16 protein-coding genes are annotated in these 16,333 nt (G+C 47.1%); 6 read left to right on the top strand and 10 right to left on the bottom strand.

Annotation, left to right across the window (positions count from 1 at the left end; all coding sequences use genetic code 11):
- Window positions 1-52 precede the first annotated feature (52 nt).
- Window positions 53-2,038, bottom strand: a complete 1,986-nt coding sequence (locus NOM90_RS03175; RefSeq protein ID WP_255939935.1) for a copper amine oxidase N-terminal domain-containing protein — start codon at window positions 2,036-2,038, stop codon at window positions 53-55.
- 236 nt (window positions 2,039-2,274) lie between these two features.
- On the opposite strand from NOM90_RS03175, the gene NOM90_RS03170 reads away from it, so the two are divergent.
- On the top strand, window positions 2,275-3,195 hold the full coding sequence (locus NOM90_RS03170; RefSeq protein ID WP_255939934.1) for a hypothetical protein: 921 nt from the start codon (window positions 2,275-2,277) through the stop codon (window positions 3,193-3,195).
- A 170-nt stretch (window positions 3,196-3,365) separates the two neighbouring features.
- Entirely contained in the window at window positions 3,366-3,506 is a 141-nt protein-coding gene (locus NOM90_RS03165) for a hypothetical protein (protein ID WP_255939933.1), read from the top strand.
- Window positions 3,507-3,596: 90 nt separating this feature from the next.
- On the opposite strand, the gene NOM90_RS03160 is transcribed toward NOM90_RS03165, so the two are convergent.
- The 9 genes from NOM90_RS03160 to NOM90_RS03120 form a co-directional block, all read right to left on the bottom strand.
- Window positions 3,597-4,703, bottom strand: coding sequence for a DNA alkylation repair protein (locus NOM90_RS03160; RefSeq protein ID WP_255939932.1), 1,107 nt, complete (start codon window positions 4,701-4,703; stop codon window positions 3,597-3,599).
- A gap of 33 nt (window positions 4,704-4,736) precedes the next feature.
- Window positions 4,737-5,270 carry an adenylyl-sulfate kinase gene (cysC, locus tag NOM90_RS03155; protein WP_255939931.1) on the bottom strand — a complete coding sequence of 178 codons (534 nt, stop codon included), beginning with the start codon at window positions 5,268-5,270 and terminating at the stop codon, window positions 4,737-4,739.
- 18 nt (window positions 5,271-5,288) lie between these two features.
- Window positions 5,289-6,161: an STM4011 family radical SAM protein gene (locus NOM90_RS03150; RefSeq protein ID WP_255939929.1), complete on the bottom strand. Its 873-nt coding sequence runs from the start codon at window positions 6,159-6,161 to the stop codon at window positions 5,289-5,291.
- A complete protein-coding gene (locus NOM90_RS03145; RefSeq protein WP_255939927.1) occupies window positions 6,158-7,522 on the bottom strand; it encodes an STM4012 family radical SAM protein in 1,365 nt (454 codons plus the stop codon). Before NOM90_RS03145 ends, NOM90_RS03150 begins: the two co-directional genes overlap by 4 nt.
- Window positions 7,523-7,538: 16 nt before the next feature.
- Window positions 7,539-8,342, bottom strand: a complete 804-nt coding sequence (locus NOM90_RS03140) for an STM4013/SEN3800 family hydrolase (protein ID WP_255939926.1) — start codon at window positions 8,340-8,342, stop codon at window positions 7,539-7,541.
- Window positions 8,335-9,612: an STM4014 family protein gene (locus NOM90_RS03135; protein WP_255939924.1), complete on the bottom strand. Its 1,278-nt coding sequence runs from the start codon at window positions 9,610-9,612 to the stop codon at window positions 8,335-8,337. Before NOM90_RS03135 ends, NOM90_RS03140 begins: the two co-directional genes overlap by 8 nt.
- Window positions 9,609-10,460 carry an STM4015 family protein gene (locus NOM90_RS03130; RefSeq protein ID WP_255939922.1) on the bottom strand — a complete coding sequence of 284 codons (852 nt, stop codon included), beginning with the start codon at window positions 10,458-10,460 and terminating at the stop codon, window positions 9,609-9,611. The genes NOM90_RS03135 and NOM90_RS03130 overlap by 4 nt, the downstream gene beginning before the upstream one ends.
- Before the next feature lie 166 nt (window positions 10,461-10,626).
- A complete protein-coding gene (locus tag NOM90_RS03125) occupies window positions 10,627-11,727 on the bottom strand; it encodes a DUF1648 domain-containing protein (protein ID WP_255939920.1) in 1,101 nt (366 codons plus the stop codon).
- Window positions 11,724-12,131, bottom strand: coding sequence for a GntR family transcriptional regulator (locus tag NOM90_RS03120; protein ID WP_255939919.1), 408 nt, complete (start codon window positions 12,129-12,131; stop codon window positions 11,724-11,726). Before NOM90_RS03120 ends, NOM90_RS03125 begins: the two co-directional genes overlap by 4 nt.
- Before the next feature lie 162 nt (window positions 12,132-12,293).
- Here NOM90_RS03120 and NOM90_RS03115 point away from each other — a divergent pair, with 162 nt between their 5' ends.
- The 4 genes from NOM90_RS03115 to NOM90_RS03100 all read left to right on the top strand — a co-directional run bounded on the left by NOM90_RS03115 (window position 12,294) and on the right by NOM90_RS03100 (window position 16,301).
- Complete coding sequence (locus tag NOM90_RS03115; RefSeq protein ID WP_255939917.1) at window positions 12,294-12,506, top strand: Ni2+-binding GTPase; 213 nt, start codon at window positions 12,294-12,296, stop codon at window positions 12,504-12,506.
- 38 nt (window positions 12,507-12,544) lie between these two features.
- Window positions 12,545-13,966 (top strand): dihydrolipoyl dehydrogenase, encoded by a 1,422-nt coding sequence (gene lpdA, locus NOM90_RS03110; protein WP_255939915.1) that lies wholly within the window; start codon window positions 12,545-12,547, stop codon window positions 13,964-13,966.
- Window positions 13,967-14,278: 312 nt separating this feature from the next.
- A complete protein-coding gene (locus tag NOM90_RS03105) occupies window positions 14,279-15,316 on the top strand; it encodes a thiamine pyrophosphate-dependent dehydrogenase E1 component subunit alpha (protein ID WP_255939913.1) in 1,038 nt (345 codons plus the stop codon).
- A gap of 1 nt (window position 15,317) precedes the next feature.
- Window positions 15,318-16,301 carry an alpha-ketoacid dehydrogenase subunit beta gene (locus NOM90_RS03100; RefSeq protein ID WP_255939911.1) on the top strand — a complete coding sequence of 328 codons (984 nt, stop codon included), beginning with the start codon at window positions 15,318-15,320 and terminating at the stop codon, window positions 16,299-16,301.
- The last annotated feature ends 32 nt before the right edge of the window (window positions 16,302-16,333 follow it).

The following is a 16,333-nucleotide window of genomic DNA, read 5'->3' as shown; positions in this document are numbered from 1 at the left end:
AAGAGATGCCCTGACGTATGTTTACGTGCAGGTGCATCTCTTTTTCAATGATTTATTGAGGGCTGTCGTAAGTCGAATCCACATAGCCGTTCAAGAATGCTACAGCTTGCCAATCCATCGTTTGTCTATAATAGATCCACACTTCCACAGGGCCTCTAGGATTTTTTTCTACGCCTTTATAAGAAGGTTCACCCCATGATAATAGGACATGTTGTTTATTCATGCCTGGAGCCACGTAGTTTCCACGAATATAATTCCAGATCGCATCGCTGCCGCCAAAACGTACACGAGGATCGAACGAGAAGAAGTTGTCTGCATCATTCAGTACTTCGCCGACCGCGTTCGCATACCAATCTCCAGATTTGAACGTGCTGCCCGCAGCATTTTTGAATACAATTGTATATCCGCGTCCATAATCTTCTTCTGTAACTATAATGTCGGCAATCGTCAATTTACTGAATCGGATGCCTACGCCTTCATAATGATTAACCCAATAAGATTTACCGAGATATTTGGCAAGACTTCCGAGCTGCTGCTTTTTCTTAAGTAAAGCGGTGGCTTTAGACTCGACTTCAAGCTTTGCGGAACCCAGAGACACGACCGCTTGTTGAAGTTTGCTATCCCATTTAACCGAAGAACCGGGGATTGCATTCGACAAGAAGCTAGCTGGGAATACCGTTTGACCGTCTAATGTTTGGACTTTGCCTTTTAAAGATACTGTTTTGCCGTTTACGCTAGCTTTCGTGCTGCCTTTTTGAAGTTGGATCTTCGTGTCTCCGTATTGAATATTCCATAGATTTCCGGAAGTCGTCACGCTTGCGCCAAGAGCCGCGAATACAGGACGAACCGGAAGGTAGGCGCTGCCGCTAACAAACCCTGCTCCGGTTAAAGCGCCTTCTTGTTTGACGATCAATGTTGACGTTGCTGAGACACCGCCGGAATTGAAAGTGACAGAAGTCGAACCTAGCCCGTTCGTTTTCAGGCTGCCGTCAGCTTGTACAGTCGCGACTTTCGTATTCGATACACGGAGTTCGCCCGCTACCGGGCTTCTTTTACTTTTAGAGCCGTCGGTGAACTTTTCTTCGACCGTGACTTTTACGTTCTCACCTTGTCCTGCGGAAGTTTTAGACAGTGTCAAAACAGCCGACTTCAAAGAAGCTGGCGCGATCTCGGTCCATTTATTATGACTGTATAAGCCGGATGTGCCATCTTTTAACCGAACGAAAAGACCTTCTTCTGCCGGGCTTACAAAAGCTGCTCCGCGTACAGCCGAAATCATTTCGCCTGCTTTGGGATTTCCGTATTCGTATTTCCACAGGCTGCCGTCCGATTTCGCGATATAAAGGTCATTGCTGGCTTCTTCTTTGACCCAAGCGATCGAGACGGCATTGGTCGTGATTGTCTCAGGTTTGGAATCGGTCTCTGCATCCAGTCTCGTCACCGTGCCATCGGCTTGAAGTACAGCTACATAGCTGCTAGTCGCTTGAATATCTTTTGTACCTGGTAAGGTCGCTAATTTTTTGACTTTGTTCGTCGAATAATCGGAACGGTAGCGCCAGACTTCGCCGTTTGCCGTCAGTAATGCAAATCCAGACGAATGCGCGGAAATTTGAATAGCGCCGGGTAGACCTATATCGGTATAGTCAACAACGTCGCCATTTTGAGTGAGCATCACGTCATGGGACACTTGAGCAATTGCCGGAAGCCCAGTCAGCAGCTTGGGTGCACCGGTCAATCCTAAATTGCGCCATTCATAGACATGACCGTTTTTGGTCCACGCATAACGTTCATCCGTCTGTGAATTACGCGCTATGCCGATGAAAGGAGAAGGCTCTTGCGATGATCCAATCGTATGACCTTCCGCACGCAGGGAGCCGTCTTCTAAAATATAATTCATATTGTCCAGCCCTTGTCTAATCGAAGCATCAGCTGACGATTGTGCATAAGCGCTACTGTCCCAAATTTGCGGTACCGAAATCACGGTTCCTGCCAAAATGGTGACTGCAAGCGCTGATTTGATAATTGGATTTCCTTTCATGTTCCCTTTAGACCCCTGTCTGTATATAAGTAACGGATCGTAACAAACAACTTCTCGATCTAAGATCGAAAAGAATACGACGTTCCTTAACTGTATTCGACCTTGCTCTCTTAAATTCCTTTTTTGTCCATACTCAGAATAATGAGGATTTTGTCATCAAAATCTCATCTTTTCAAAGTTGAAACCGATAGGAAACACCCGGTACAATAGAGAAGTTAGGACAGGAGGATAAACCGATGGGGCGAAAAGATCAACAATTAGAACAACACCTACAGATGAACGCCAAGAAGGCGAAAGACGATCAATCAGCGTCTTTGCCCGAAGTTTCTGAACATTCAGCTTCAGTCCGTGACGAGATGCTAGAATATATGCACGAATTGATTGAAATTACTCGTGATTATGCGGATCGAGAAGATGATTCTTATGCCGGAGCCTTGCTTCAACGTATGGCAAATTCTTTGACAGCGGCAGTCTTATTGCGTGAAAGCGAGCTAGTCGTAGAAGCGCCTGTACAAATCCGTGTTGCTTTTGAACATTCGGCTCGTTTGTTTCAGCATCGCGCGGCTCCCGAGACGATCGATAAAGATGCAACGCAAGAAGTTATGGGCAGCAATCTTGGCGTCATGAAATATGCTTATGAACATATTTCGTTTGAGCTTACGGATGTATATGGATTTTTGAATATTTTCACGCATCCGGATCGGGCTTCGTTAGAATGGACAAGCCGAGTAAGTGCAAATTCGATCGATATGGCTGATATGCTGGCTTTGTACGGATTAAGCGGTATTTTTCTGATTTTGTCTCATGCGTATCCTGCTCAGTCGAAGTCGGAAAATGACCTTGTAAAAGAACGCTCGGAACGAATTTCGCTACGTATTTTGGGCGCATTGCAAGAAGCAGAGTCGCTTAAAAGCACAGGCGATCCACATCGTATGTTAGAGTCTTTTTTGAATGAAAAAGGACGTATGTTTGGCAAAGATAAGTATAACGAGCATTTGAAAAAGTTCATGTTATTTGCAGCCGAAAACCCGGAGAATACGATGGAGTTATATCTGCAACGAGAAATGGAATTGGAAAAACGCCGGCTGCGGCGTGCTGCGGAGAAAAAGAATCAACAAAATCAGCAAAAACAACGATATCAACAAAAAAAGAAATAAAGGGATATTATGGAATGGATGTGCACTGCCGATAAGTATAAAGGCGGCTACTCTATATATGGGGAATCTTGTCTGTAACCGCTACCTTGAATGCGTTTCAAATCGAGGGATTTGGTTAAAATATAAGTGGCGGACAAGACCCAACAGAATGGAGTAAGGTGAGAACAACCATGCAAATGAACAATAATGGGCAGCAATTTTCGGACGTACTGGAAGAAGTGAATTTTATTCTTTACGGTTCGAAACAAGGTAAGCCCGAAGAAGAACTCGACCATCAGCAGGAGCAACAAGCAGAAGTTGTACTTCGTTAACACATTTTATTAATTTTTGGTACTTCCATAGATTTTTATAATTAAAAAGATCGCTTCCCTCATTTTTTATTTGAAGGGGAGCGATCTTTTTTAGTGGACAACCAACAAATCTTCGGCATAAGGTTGACCATTAATCATGAGCAATATGCGATGTTCGCCGGGATAATGACGACGGGTCGTAAGATCGGCAAAACGATGTTTTTTTGTTCCGGTCAACGAAGTTCCGCCTTCGAGTACACGATCGGTTAATCTGAATATTTTTCGTGAGGCTTTTCCAGAAGCTTTTACAAAATCGATTGCATACTCAATCCGAACTCGCATCGTCTCGCCCGGACGTGTGACAAAACGATATTCCAAATCGACCGATTCTCCAATAGCGATCTGTTTCGGCTCAATATGAAGCTCTGCTTGTTGGATTGAATCTGTATCTGTTCCAAGCTCCAAAGAGGTATAGCCAAATAATTGGAGCATATCAGGATCTGCTTTTTTCATTAGACTCCGGCAACCTCTCAGCACGATCCAGTCGGTGAAGGGATGAGAACCATACCAATCGCTCGCGATTTGTTTGACGATCTCTGGATGGTCTTTGGCAATATCATTGAGGTTGTTAGCGACGCTCTTGCGTACATATAACGAAGGATCAGCTTTTAACTGCTCTAAAATTTCAAGTACAGGAGCAGGGTCGGCTTTGAACATCGGTAGCGCTTGACCCCATGGCAGTCGCGGGCGACATCCTTCACTGGCAAGTCTGCGTACATGTTCATCTTCACTGATCGCCCACTGACGCATATGGGTCATCGTACGTTCCGGTTCACGCAGCAAAAAACTTCGAATCGCAAACTCGGACGAAGATTTGGAAGTGAACCGCTCTAAAGCATCGATAGCCGCTTCGTAATCATCTGCATGCTGTCCATACACTTCTACAAAATCCGGAAAAATCAAATACGGAAAGCCGACGCAATCATGATTGATTTTGTATAAAATATGTAGAGCTTCTATAAAATTTGAAGGTAAAAATGTACCGAGAATAGTCGAGATACGGCGCATTCTAGCTTTTAGTTCAAGGCTTTCCCATTCCTCATTCAAGATTTGTCGGATAAAAGTTTTTCCGTCAAAAGGCGGATAGACCGATTGAATTTTTGTCGCAAAGTTTTGCAAAAACGTCTGATTGTACATCAATTTCAAAGGTTCTGCCATACTCGTCCTCCTGACGTCAACTTTATAAAATCTTTAACCATCAAGCGCTTTTAACAAGCGGGCTATATTTTCTTGTAATGAATACTGATCGGTATGCAAAGTCAGATCGGGAGAAGGCGGGATTTCATACACATCCGAGACTCCGGTAAAAGACGTAATCTCACCAAGACGAGCTTTGGCATACATGCCTTTCACATCCCGTCGTTCACATTCTTGTAGTGAACAATCGATATGAACTTCCACAAAATGAGGAAGTTGTGAGCGAGCATAATCGCGCATCGCAATATACGGGCTAATGAGCGATACGATTGTGGTGACGCCATGTTTATTAAGTAGCCCGGACACATAGACAGCGCGGCGAACATTCTCGAACCGATCTTCGCGGCTAAATCCTAGCTCGTTGCCAATCTGACGACGGAGTTCATCTCCATCAAGCACTTGGGCAGAGACTCCTTGCGCGGATAATTCGGCTTGTAGCGCGATCGCCGTTGTCGTTTTGCCTGAACACGGCAATCCCGTCAACCAGATCGTGCGACCGATCGAAGCATCATTTGCGGTATTCCTCACGTTCCTTATCCTCCTACATTATCGGTTCATATACGTTTCTTTCAAACGTTGCCGTTCCAGCAAGCCTTCACCGTAATGACGTTCCATTTCAAGCTCCGGCATATGCACGTAACCAATATAACAGCCGCAACTTTTCATTTGACAAGGGCGAGTTTTCGACAACCCTTCTAATCCGTCCCGGTAAAGATGACCAATCACACGCCGGTCGCTATAACAACGCTTAACGATGCCGGAACCTTGGACAAAAAAGACCGTTTCTCCGGTACGGCAAGGATGGTTGAGACTTTCGTAATCCGGCAGATTCAGTTCGAACAAAGGATCGATTGCGCGAAGACGCTCGATCTCGTGAGGTTGATAATAATTTTTGCGATCTTTGAACGCATTCACCCAGACATATACATCTTCAGGCAGTTCTCGTCGAATCGATTCGATTCGCTCAAAAGCGCTGCGTACCCCAACGCTACCTACGCTGAGTGAAATTTGACGTTCAATCAGATCGAAGCAGCGGGATAAAAAGCGTTTTTCTTCCGTTTCTCCGGGGTGATACGTTGCCCAAAAAGCAGCAGTGTTCGGATTCAGTGAATCTGTCCAATCTAGCTTCGCAGACAAATTCGTTTGAATCGCGACACGATCGATATGCGGCGTATGAGAGAGCGTGATCATCGCTTCGCGATACCAAGCATGAACCAGACCTTCGCCGTAAGGATTGAAAAAAATCGAGAAGCGATGACCTGACGATTGCTGCGCGGCAACCCAGTTCACGAAAGTCTCGACTTGTTGTCGATCTTTCGCTAAAGTCTCGGCGCTATCTTTATTTTTGCTGAACGGACAATACGGGCATGAATAATTGCAAGACGACAACGATCCGCGAAAATACAGCGTTATGTTCATGGCAATATAAAGGTCTGCATCTGATGACGTACGTTATCCGAGATTAACCAATCCCCGATCGCATCGGAATAACCTAGACCTTCACGACCCATTCGCAAAATGCCATTATCGTTCGTCGCCAGCCCCGATTGCGTTAATAAAGCAAGCTGCGGCAGATCCTGCAACATTTCGGTTCCGAAACGTTCGGTGTACTCAGCAATTGATAGTCCTTCGCGGTGCAATATTCCTTTTAATACAAACCGCCGTTTGCGTTCGTCGGTGCTCAGCTCATAGCCATAGTCGGCAGCATCGTATTTTTCCGCCGCGACATAATCGGCAATAATACTTTCCGTTGCTTTTCGGCTCACTCCATAGCGCGAAGCGTAATGCACATGCTGCGTATAGGAACGAGCCCCGCATCCAAGACCCATCATGCCTTCTTCTTGACAGCCATAGTGGAGCGGACGCTTGGAAGCATGAAATCCTGTACTGTTTTTCCGAGCAAAACGCCGCATTGAAAATTGTTCATATCCGCGTTCTTCGAGCACTTGGCAAGCCGCCAAATAAAACGTCATCCGTAGATCGTCTTCGCCGCCACCTTGAACATCGCCCGGCTTGAGAATGGTGTGTTCTCGGGTATACAGCGGATATAAAAAGATCTCGCCCGGCTCGTAGCTAAGTGCTTGCTCCAAGGAATACAACCAAGTCTCGAGCGTTTGCCCCGGTAAGCCATAGATCAAATCCAGATTCAATAACGGAAAATCAAAACGTTTAAGTAATTCCAAAGCGCGGCGTACTTCATCCGGTTTTTGCGGACGGTAGATTGCGGCGGCTTCGCTTTCGATAAAACTTTGAATTCCCATACTGATTCGATCTGTTCCACGTTGTTTGAGAATCTGTAACCGTTCGGGATCGACCGTCTCAGGCGATGTCTCCACAGAGATCGAAGCGACAGACGGATCAAGCCCCATCGTTTGCTCCGCGATATCGAATAAGCGTGTCAACAGATGAGGTTGCAACAGAGTGGGCGTACCGCCGCCGATCGCAAAACGTGCAAAAGGACGGGAAGCCAACGGCGCCCATTGTTTGGCTTGTCTTTCTAAAGCATCGATATAACGTTCGTGTACGTCTTGACGCTTGTCAGGCAATGTGAATAGATTACAAAATCCGCAACGCGCCCCGCAAAACGGGATATGCATGTACAGAAAAAAAGTCTCGGCAGGTTCATTTTTCCATAGCTCGGCTAAAGACTTAGGTTGATCAAATGTCTGATAAGCTGTCTTGTGTGGATAAGAGTAGAGATACGAACGGTAAGGAGCGGCTTCCAGCTCTTGTTTCCAAGCTTTAGCCTGCTCGTTAAGGTCGACGAACGTATGGGTCATAGGGATCGCTCCTTTTTTATAACATGAATTCTCGGTAAGGGACGTTCCAGACGGTGTCGTGCGCTAAGCGATGACCTTGATACCCGTCTTCGCCATACGCCGTACCATGATCGGAAAAAGCCATGCAAAATGCCGGATTGCGGCGTGCTCGGATGACTTCAAACAATCGACCGAGTTCAGCGTCTACATAACGCAGAGCCGCTCGCTGGGTTTCGACAGAATCGTGTTTGGCACCGGGAGAAAAGATATGATTAGGCCCATGAATCGCAGACACATTGATAAATAAAAAGAAACGTTCGTTCAGCGGAATATCGGCAAGTAATTTGATCGCATGATCGACTTGGTTTTTCGTAGACTGCGGATTCGTAACGCTGAAATTCATTCGCCAAAAGCTGCGCTGAAAATAATTCGGCAATACGCGCGCCAGCGGAACCTTTTTGCTGAAAAAGATTACGCCGCCGATACATAACGTTCGATACCCTTCAGCGGCTAGCCCCGATACGATATCGGGTGTATCGAACAACCAAGTCTTCGGATGTGTTTTGAGCCCAGTTCCGCGAGAATGAAACAAACGGACATGCGAAGCTTTATCGGTGTTCGCTGGAGTCGGCAAAAAGCCGCCGAAAAACGCGTGATGCGCCGCATAGGTAAAGCTACCCGGTGAATGCCGTTTTTCCCATACTCCATCTCCGCATAGATTCGGACAGTTTTCTTGCTCCAATACCGCAGCGTCGAAACGGAGCGTATCCAGTGTAATCATAAGTAAATCATGCGTTCCGACGACTTGGTTCATATCGATAGAATCGCGGGGGTTAGACATTTTGACTCCTCCTTGCATGTATTCCATGGTTCAACCAGCGTTTGATTTCCCAAGTATAGGGGTCCAAATTTTCGTGCTGCACGCGCCGAATCAGATCGCCAAACGGATTCACGTCCGCGATATAAGCGCGCCCGCTATGCCGATCCGTTAGAACATCGATACCTGCCGAAGCACTGTTTGGAAAAGCACACATTGCGGCTAATGCTTCATGTTTTGCAGCGTTCAAAATATCTTCGCTTAAACCCGACTCATGCGGAGAAAGCCTCTGGCTGCGCAGATGAAGATTCGTAATCGGGCTTTCTCCGGCGCGGACGACGGTATGCCCCGTAGCTTCAAAAGCGACCAATTGCCGAAGATCGAGAGGACGTCCTTCTATAGAAGGTTTGGGAATCCAACGCTCCGCATGTATCCCGTGCCCGCACAAATATCCGATTAACGTTCGAATATTTTCGGAATCGGTCAGCGTACGGACTTTTTTAGAATTGTAAAAAACACCGGGACGCTGCACGTAGACTTCGGCATTTAGAGTCGTGATCGCGATCTCGGCACCCGTTCTCGGATTAATCTGATACGCGATAATGCCTGAGGCACCCGAACCAAAAGCAAGTTTGAGAAATACCCGGTACATCCGTTTTTGCCGCATCTGTTCGCGTAACGCTTCGTAACCGGTCAATAGATGCGGTTCGGCAAGCAACGTTGGCACATTTACACCAGCTTGGCTTAGCCGCGTATGGCATACTCGTTTATCGAACATGATCGCAATTTCTGCCGGATCGTTCCAAAAGCGTACATTCCGCCAAGCTTCGTAAGCTTCCGTCTCAATACGTTGGAGTAAACGGCAAAATCCGCGAAACCACTGCGAAGGATGCAGCAAGCGCACGGGATGTTCTTCCAACGCATAAGCGTCGCGGGCGCTTAGACGATACGGATCTTTGCGGTCACGCAAGGGTAGCAAAAGATCGTTTTGATCATGATCCGGTGCACCCAAAGCAATCAATGAGCGTTCAACGCCAAAATGTTCGCCGGGTGCATCGATACGAATCAGCGGTGTTACGCCTGCGGGCAAACCAGCCTGAAGGGCAGCTTCCTGCAAAGAAACACCGCTTAACAGCTGTTCGTAAGTGACGATAACAGGAGCCGGCAAATCCAGAGAACGCAAAGCTTGAGAAATCCCTGTCGTGCGCTCGTTGTCCGCATGAGCAATCAAAAGCATCGGTGTACGATGAGCTTCAGCTAATGAATCATGCAGACTCCCACTTGAAGACATCATTCCGTCAATGCCGGATAGCGATACTCTTCGCCGTCATAATGATCCGTTTCTTGACGGTCACTGATATCAGCATTCGGAAGTTCGGTTGCCACGCGGCGCATCATCTCTTCGGATAGATAATGATATTGCAGATCAAGCTTCGGTAATTTGCGAATCCGGTCGCTGGCAAGCAAAGCTTCTGCTCCGACATCGCTTAATGTACCGTCGGACAAATCCAATGTCTCCAGACTTTCTAACAATTCAGAATCTGCAATTGCAGCTGCGATCTCGTCTTGAATTTCGCTATTTTTGAGACCCAGATAAGTTAAGTTCGGGAATAGTCCCGGTTTGGCAACGGACATTACGTCTTCGAGAGTTCCGTCGAATCCGTAATCTTCTACGCCTATGTATAATTCGAGTTTTTGGAGAGCCGGAAGTTGAGCTTCCGCGATTGAAGCCAATACGTTTGCAGGAAGACCTCCGCAAATAATAATCAGTTCTTCCAAGCGTTCATGCCGAATTTCTCCAAGCTCCAGCCCGCTGCTGCCTTTGATCGTTAACGATTGAAGCGCCGGGAAAGCGGCAAACAACCCATTTAGATTGCCGTGCATAATCCAAGAGACTTCGCATTCTTCGGATTCCATATCTCCGATAAACAATTTGCGAAGCGCAGGGAAGTGGTCTTTGTATTGAATCAACATATCGACTAGCGCTTGCGAAGAGTCTTCATAAGCACCGCCCCAATTGCCAATGACCAGACTCGACAAAGTGCTGGCTTCCGGCTTTTGTGCCAATTCTTCAATCAACACGCTCATTTTCTGTCCGTCTTCGTACTCTTCATAACCGATCTCAAGTTTGATTTCTGTCATCTTACATCCTCCTTAGCCTATGTAGAATACGTTACAACCTACACACAAACTAACACCGTAGCAGAAGGGAGTCAAGTAAATAAAAGGAACTTATGTTCTTATTTTTTTGGAGATAAAAAAGACCGGGAAAGAAAGCTTCCCGGTCTAAATTTTTATTCATTTTGAGTTAACTTTGCAACATCATGGTTGTCACAATTGCGGTCAAAGGTAGCAAGATGATCGCCGCCATCAATAACCAGCCAAGCGGACGGGCAAAGTTGAATGTCCAGCCTAAGCCTGCGCGTTTTTCAGTGAACAAGTACGGATCTTGCGGATTGAAGTAAAATACGCCGCCTCGCCAAAATTGATCTTCGCTATGGTAGCGATTGATTCCTTCTTCTTGCAGACCGCGGCGGCGTAGTACAACCAAGAAAGCTACGATCGGGATTAGCAATAAAAGCAAGAAAGCAGCGGCGAAGCCAATTGGAAGGGTGCCCGTGAAACTGGATGTACTGCGGATTTGAATCCAACTTAGCATCACCGTCACAATCAACGAAATAGAGAACAACATCCAAGTGTTTATAGAGCGAAGCTGGATTTGTTTATTAAGCGAAGCTTGAGGGGTAGACGGATTAAGATTTTGCCGCATGCGACGAATCATAAGATGCGTGCCCAGACATATTGCAGTAAACAATAGCTGAATCATCGTGAGCATATAGACGCCAGAAAATGTTTTTTCCGCATAACGGTCAGGCAGACCTGCCATATCGAAATGAACAGGAATCGGATTCGGAATACGTTCCCAGTTGATCGCGACCAAGATCACAGTTAACGCAATGATTGCGAGATGCAGCCCATACAGCCAAGTGGAAGCTCCGGCTTTTACTGATTCGCGATCGCTACCGATATAAGCCGTTCGTTTGGAGACATCTGGAGCTTTCCAATTCTGCACAGATTTCAGGGACAAAGCTTGGCGACGGCAGACGTTCCATACGACAATCATGCCTACGATTTGAGGGATAAGAAGTCCGAGTAAAGCAAGATTTGCCGATCCACTACTCCAAGCGTAAAAAGCGAATGCGAAGATTATCCCGATCAGTGCCACGGCTACGCTTAACAAAATAAATATTCGACGTATCCGCGCAACTTGCGGAAGCTTGCGATCTTCTTGCGGAACATAGACACCGAATAAGAAAGAAGGCGTGAGCAGCGGAATACCGATCAGAACCAACAACCATACCAGATCGATTACAGCAATAAGTAAGGGGAATAATACAGATGGATTCATGAAGAAGCGCCTCCTTGAGATGGGGGATTTTGAATACGTTCATACAATGAAGCGATAATTTGTTCCAATTCTTGTTGCGATGTACCCCGTGCGATGGCTTCGGCGGCAAGTGGACGCAGATCGCGCTCCAGCTTGTCTAAAAAAGCTTGGTCGGAAGGCGGAAGATTACCGGGCTGTACAATAACACCTTGTTTGCGGTGGATTTCGAGAAAGCCGTCTTGTTTTAACAATTGATAAGCTTTGTTGACGGTATGGAGATTGATTCCCAAATCAGCAGCAAGCGTGCGAACCGAAGGAAGCGGCTGACCTGCTTTTAAAATACCGGACGCGATTCCTTCAACTAACTGGTCGGTCAACTGCTTATAGATCGGAATATCCGATTGTAAATTGAGTTCGATAAACATAAGCAGACTCCTTTCTATATTTACTTGTTATATTTATAGTATAACAGATAGAACTATTGGTCAATAGATAGCGAGCGAAGAAAAATGCGCCAATTACTCGTATCGTGGTATGCTAGATTTATGAGCCGATTTTGGCGTATAGAAATGAAAGGATGACATTTTATGAACGAACCTACTGTCAGTGACGCAGAACACTTTCAGCGGTTGCAACAATCCGGCGTATTAAATGCTGAAGATTCCAAATGGATCGAAGAATTGTTACATCGTCTGAAAGAGACCGAAGCACAAAACAAGCGATTACGCGAAGCATTGCTCAAAGCAAATGGACGCAAACCGAATAAGTCCACGAAGCTACGCGATGCTTTGTACGAATAAATGCTGGATTAAATTTTTGATATAGATGGAGGAACAACATGACTATTACATGCGATGTTGCGGTATTGGGCGGAGGAACCGGCGGTTACGTAGCAGCGATCAAAGCGGCACAACTCGGTAAAGACGTCATCATTATTGAACGAGCGAAATTAGGCGGGACTTGTCTACATAAAGGCTGTATCCCGACCAAATCTTTATTGCGTAGCGCCGAAGTCTATTCGCTGCTTCAACAATCGGAACAATACGGGGTAGAAAGCGCAGGGCATCGCCTAGTGTTCCCGAATGTTCAAGAACGTAAACGCGGAATCGTCGATAAGCTGTATGAAGGTGTGCAATATTTGATGCGTAAAAATAAAATCCGAGTAATCGAAGGCAGTGGACGGGTAATCGGGCCTTCGATCTTTTCGCCAAGAAGCGGCGCGGTTGCTGTAGAATTTCCCGATGGAGAAATGGAGACGATCGTACCGAATAATCTGATTATAGCAACCGGTTCTCGTCCTCGTGTATTGCCGGGATTAGAACCAGACGGTCAATATATTTTAAGCAGTGACGAAGCGTTGGAGCTGGAGAAATTGCCAGAATCCATCTTGATCGTCGGCGGCGGCGTAATCGGGATTGAATGGGCATCGATGTTCGTTGATTTTGGCGTTCAAGTTACGGTAGCCGAAGTTGCCGAGCAGATTTTGCCGGGCGAAGATGCAGAAGTGGCAAAAGAACTTGCCAAATCGTTAGAACGCCGTGGTGTGAAGATCTTAACCGGTGTTCAACTTCAGACCGATACGTATGCAACTGGTGAAAACGGCGTGTCGATTACAGCGTTGCATCAAGGAAACGAGCAAGTGCTAGAAGCTTCCCAAATGTTGGTATCAATTGGTAGAGCAGCGAATGTCGAAGGCATTGGATTAGAAAATACAGATATTCGAGTTGTGAATGGCAATATCGCGGTCAATGCTCACTTTCAAACAGGCGAATCTCATATCTATGCGATCGGCGATTGTATCGGCGGCCTGCAATTAGCACATGCGGCAAGTCACGAAGGAATTGCAGCGGCAATGCACTTGGCGGGCGAAAAAGGGCATGTGTACGATCAGGCGTTTATCCCGCGTTGCGTCTATTCCCAGCCGGAAGTCGCGAGTGTAGGCTTAAGCGAAGCTCGTGCCAAAGAACTGGGACGCAGTGTGAAGTCGGCAAAAGTTCCTTTCTCCGCAATCGGCAAAGCTTTGGTTGAAGGTCATACGGAAGGATTTGCAAAAGTCGTGGTCGATACCGAAAACGGAGATCTGGTCGGCGTGCAAATCGTTGGTCCTCATGCAACCGAGTTAATTGCGGAAGCGACGCTTGCGACGGTGCTGAATGCGACGCCGTGGGAAGTCGGCAACTCGATCCACGCTCATCCGACATTGTCGGAAGCACTCGGGGAAGCGATGCTGGCTATCGATGGTCAGGCGATCAACGTATAAAAAAAGGGCTTATCGGAATTGAAATAGACCTGTCGCCGTATGAAGCGGGGCAGGTCTATTTGCGTCTTGAGCCAGAAAAGTAGACAATAGAAGGCAAAGAAACGTCGCAGTAGGTGTGTGTTCAGTCAGATGTCATAGAGTTAAAAAACTTAAGAAATTAGAGCGATGCTCCGTTACGTTAAAGCGGCGAGTTTCTTTTCTACGGCAAAAGCTTTATAATGAACTCAGATCAAGAATTAGTACCAGGTTTTAAGACTTCATGTTAGAAGCTGAACGTAACTATTTCGTGACACATTTAAGGGGGTTCCCGTAATGAGCCAAAAAGGAACGACTGTACCGCAAACGCTGCATGAGGCAGCGGGTCTGGATGACCGCCGCGCCGTCGACATGTACAAATATATGTTACTCGCTCGTAAATTCGACGAGCGTTGTTTGCTGCTCCAACGAGCAGGTAAAATCAATTTCCACGTATCGGGTGTAGGTCAAGAAACGGCGCAAGTCGCGGCTGCTTTCGCCTTGGACACGCAAAAAGATTACTTTTTACCGTATTACCGCGATTACGGATTTATGCTGGCTGTCGGCATGACGCCGCGTGAATTGATGTTGTCCGCATTCGCCAAAGCGGAAGACCCAAACAGCGGCGGCCGTCAAATGCCAGGTCACTTCGGTAGCAAAAGACTGCGCGTATTGACGGGATCTAGCCCGGTTACCACGCAAGTTCCGCATGCAGTGGGCGCAGCGCTGGCTTCGAAAATGCGCGGCGAAGGCGCGGTATCGTTCGTCACTTTTGGCGAAGGATCAAGCAACCAAGGCGATTTCCATGAAGGTGCTAACTTCGCGGGCGTACAAAAGCTTCCGGTCATTATGATGTGCGAAAATAACCAATACGCGATCTCCGTACCGATTGCCAAACAGCTTGCCGGCAAAGTCAGCGACCGTGCGCTTGGTTACGGTTTCCCGGGTATGCAAGTAGACGGTAACGATGCGCTGGAGATGTTCCGCGTTGTAAGGGAAGCTCGCGAGCGCGGCGTAAACGGCGAAGGGCCGACTTTGATCGAAGCGATGATGTACCGTCTGTCGCCCCATTCCACATCCGATAACGATCTGGCGTACCGTACGAAAGAAGAAGTCGATGAAAATTGGAAAAAAGACGGGATTCCTCGTTACAAGCAATATTTGATTGAAGCGGGTCTTTGGAGCGAAGAACAAGAAGAAGTGTATTTGAAAGAAGTCGCGCAAGAATTGAAGGAAGCGACCGATTATGCAGACAAAGCGCCGTATCCGAGAGCAGAAGATACATTGCTGCACGTATACGCAGGCGACGCAGACGGACAAGGAGGGAATCACTGATATGCCGATGATGGAATATATCGACGCGATACGCTTGGCAATGAAAGAAGAGATGGAAAATGACTCTTCGGTGTTCGTATTAGGTGAAGACGTAGGCGTTAAAGGCGGCGTGTTCACTACGACCAAAGGTCTGCAAGATCAATTCGGCGAAGATCGCGTGATCGATACCCCGCTTGCCGAATCCGCAATTGCAGGTGTTGCAATCGGAGCGGCGATGGTCGGCATGAAGCCGATCGCGGAAATGCAGTATTCGGACTTTATGCTTCCGGCAACGAACCAGATTATTAGCGAAGCGGCGAAAATCCGGTATCGTTCCAATAACGATTGGGATTGCCCGATTGTCGTACGCGCGCCGATCGGCGGCGGGATCTTCGGCGGTCTGTATCATTCGCAGTGCCCAGAATCGATCTTTTTCGGAACGCCAGGGCTTAAAATCATCGCGCCTTATTCGGCATACGATGCCAAAGGTTTGCTGAAAGCCGCAATCCGCGACCCTGATCCCGTTCTCTTTTTCGAAAATAAAAAATGTTATAAATTGATCAAAGAAGACGTACCGGACGACGATTATATCGTACCGATCGGTAAAGCGAATCTGCTGCGCGAAGGCGAAGATATTACCGTGATCAGCTATAGCCTGCCGCTGCATTTTGCGATGCAAGCTGCGGAAGAACTGGAGCAAGAAGGGATCACGAGCCATATCTTGGATCTGCGCACGATTCAACCTCTGGATCGCGATGCGATTATCGAAGCGGTTCGCCGTACAGGTAAAGTGCTGATCGTCCATGAAGATAACAAAACCGGCGGCGTTGGAGCCGAAGTCGCGGCAATCATTGCCGAAGAATGTCTGTATGATCTGGACGCGCCGATTCGTCGCCTGTGCGGACCGGATGCACCGGCTATGCCGATCAACCCGCCGCAAGAGAAATTCTTTATGCTGAGCAAAGACAAGCTGCTTCATGCGATGCGCGAGCTGGCTCTATACTAGAACCGATAAAGGATCAAGTCGCTTGATCAAAG

This window comes from Saccharibacillus sp. JS10 (assembly GCF_024436065.1).
In the GTDB taxonomy this organism is placed as follows: domain Bacteria; phylum Bacillota; class Bacilli; order Paenibacillales; family Paenibacillaceae; genus Saccharibacillus.
This window is presented reverse-complemented; position numbering and strand designations above follow the sequence as displayed.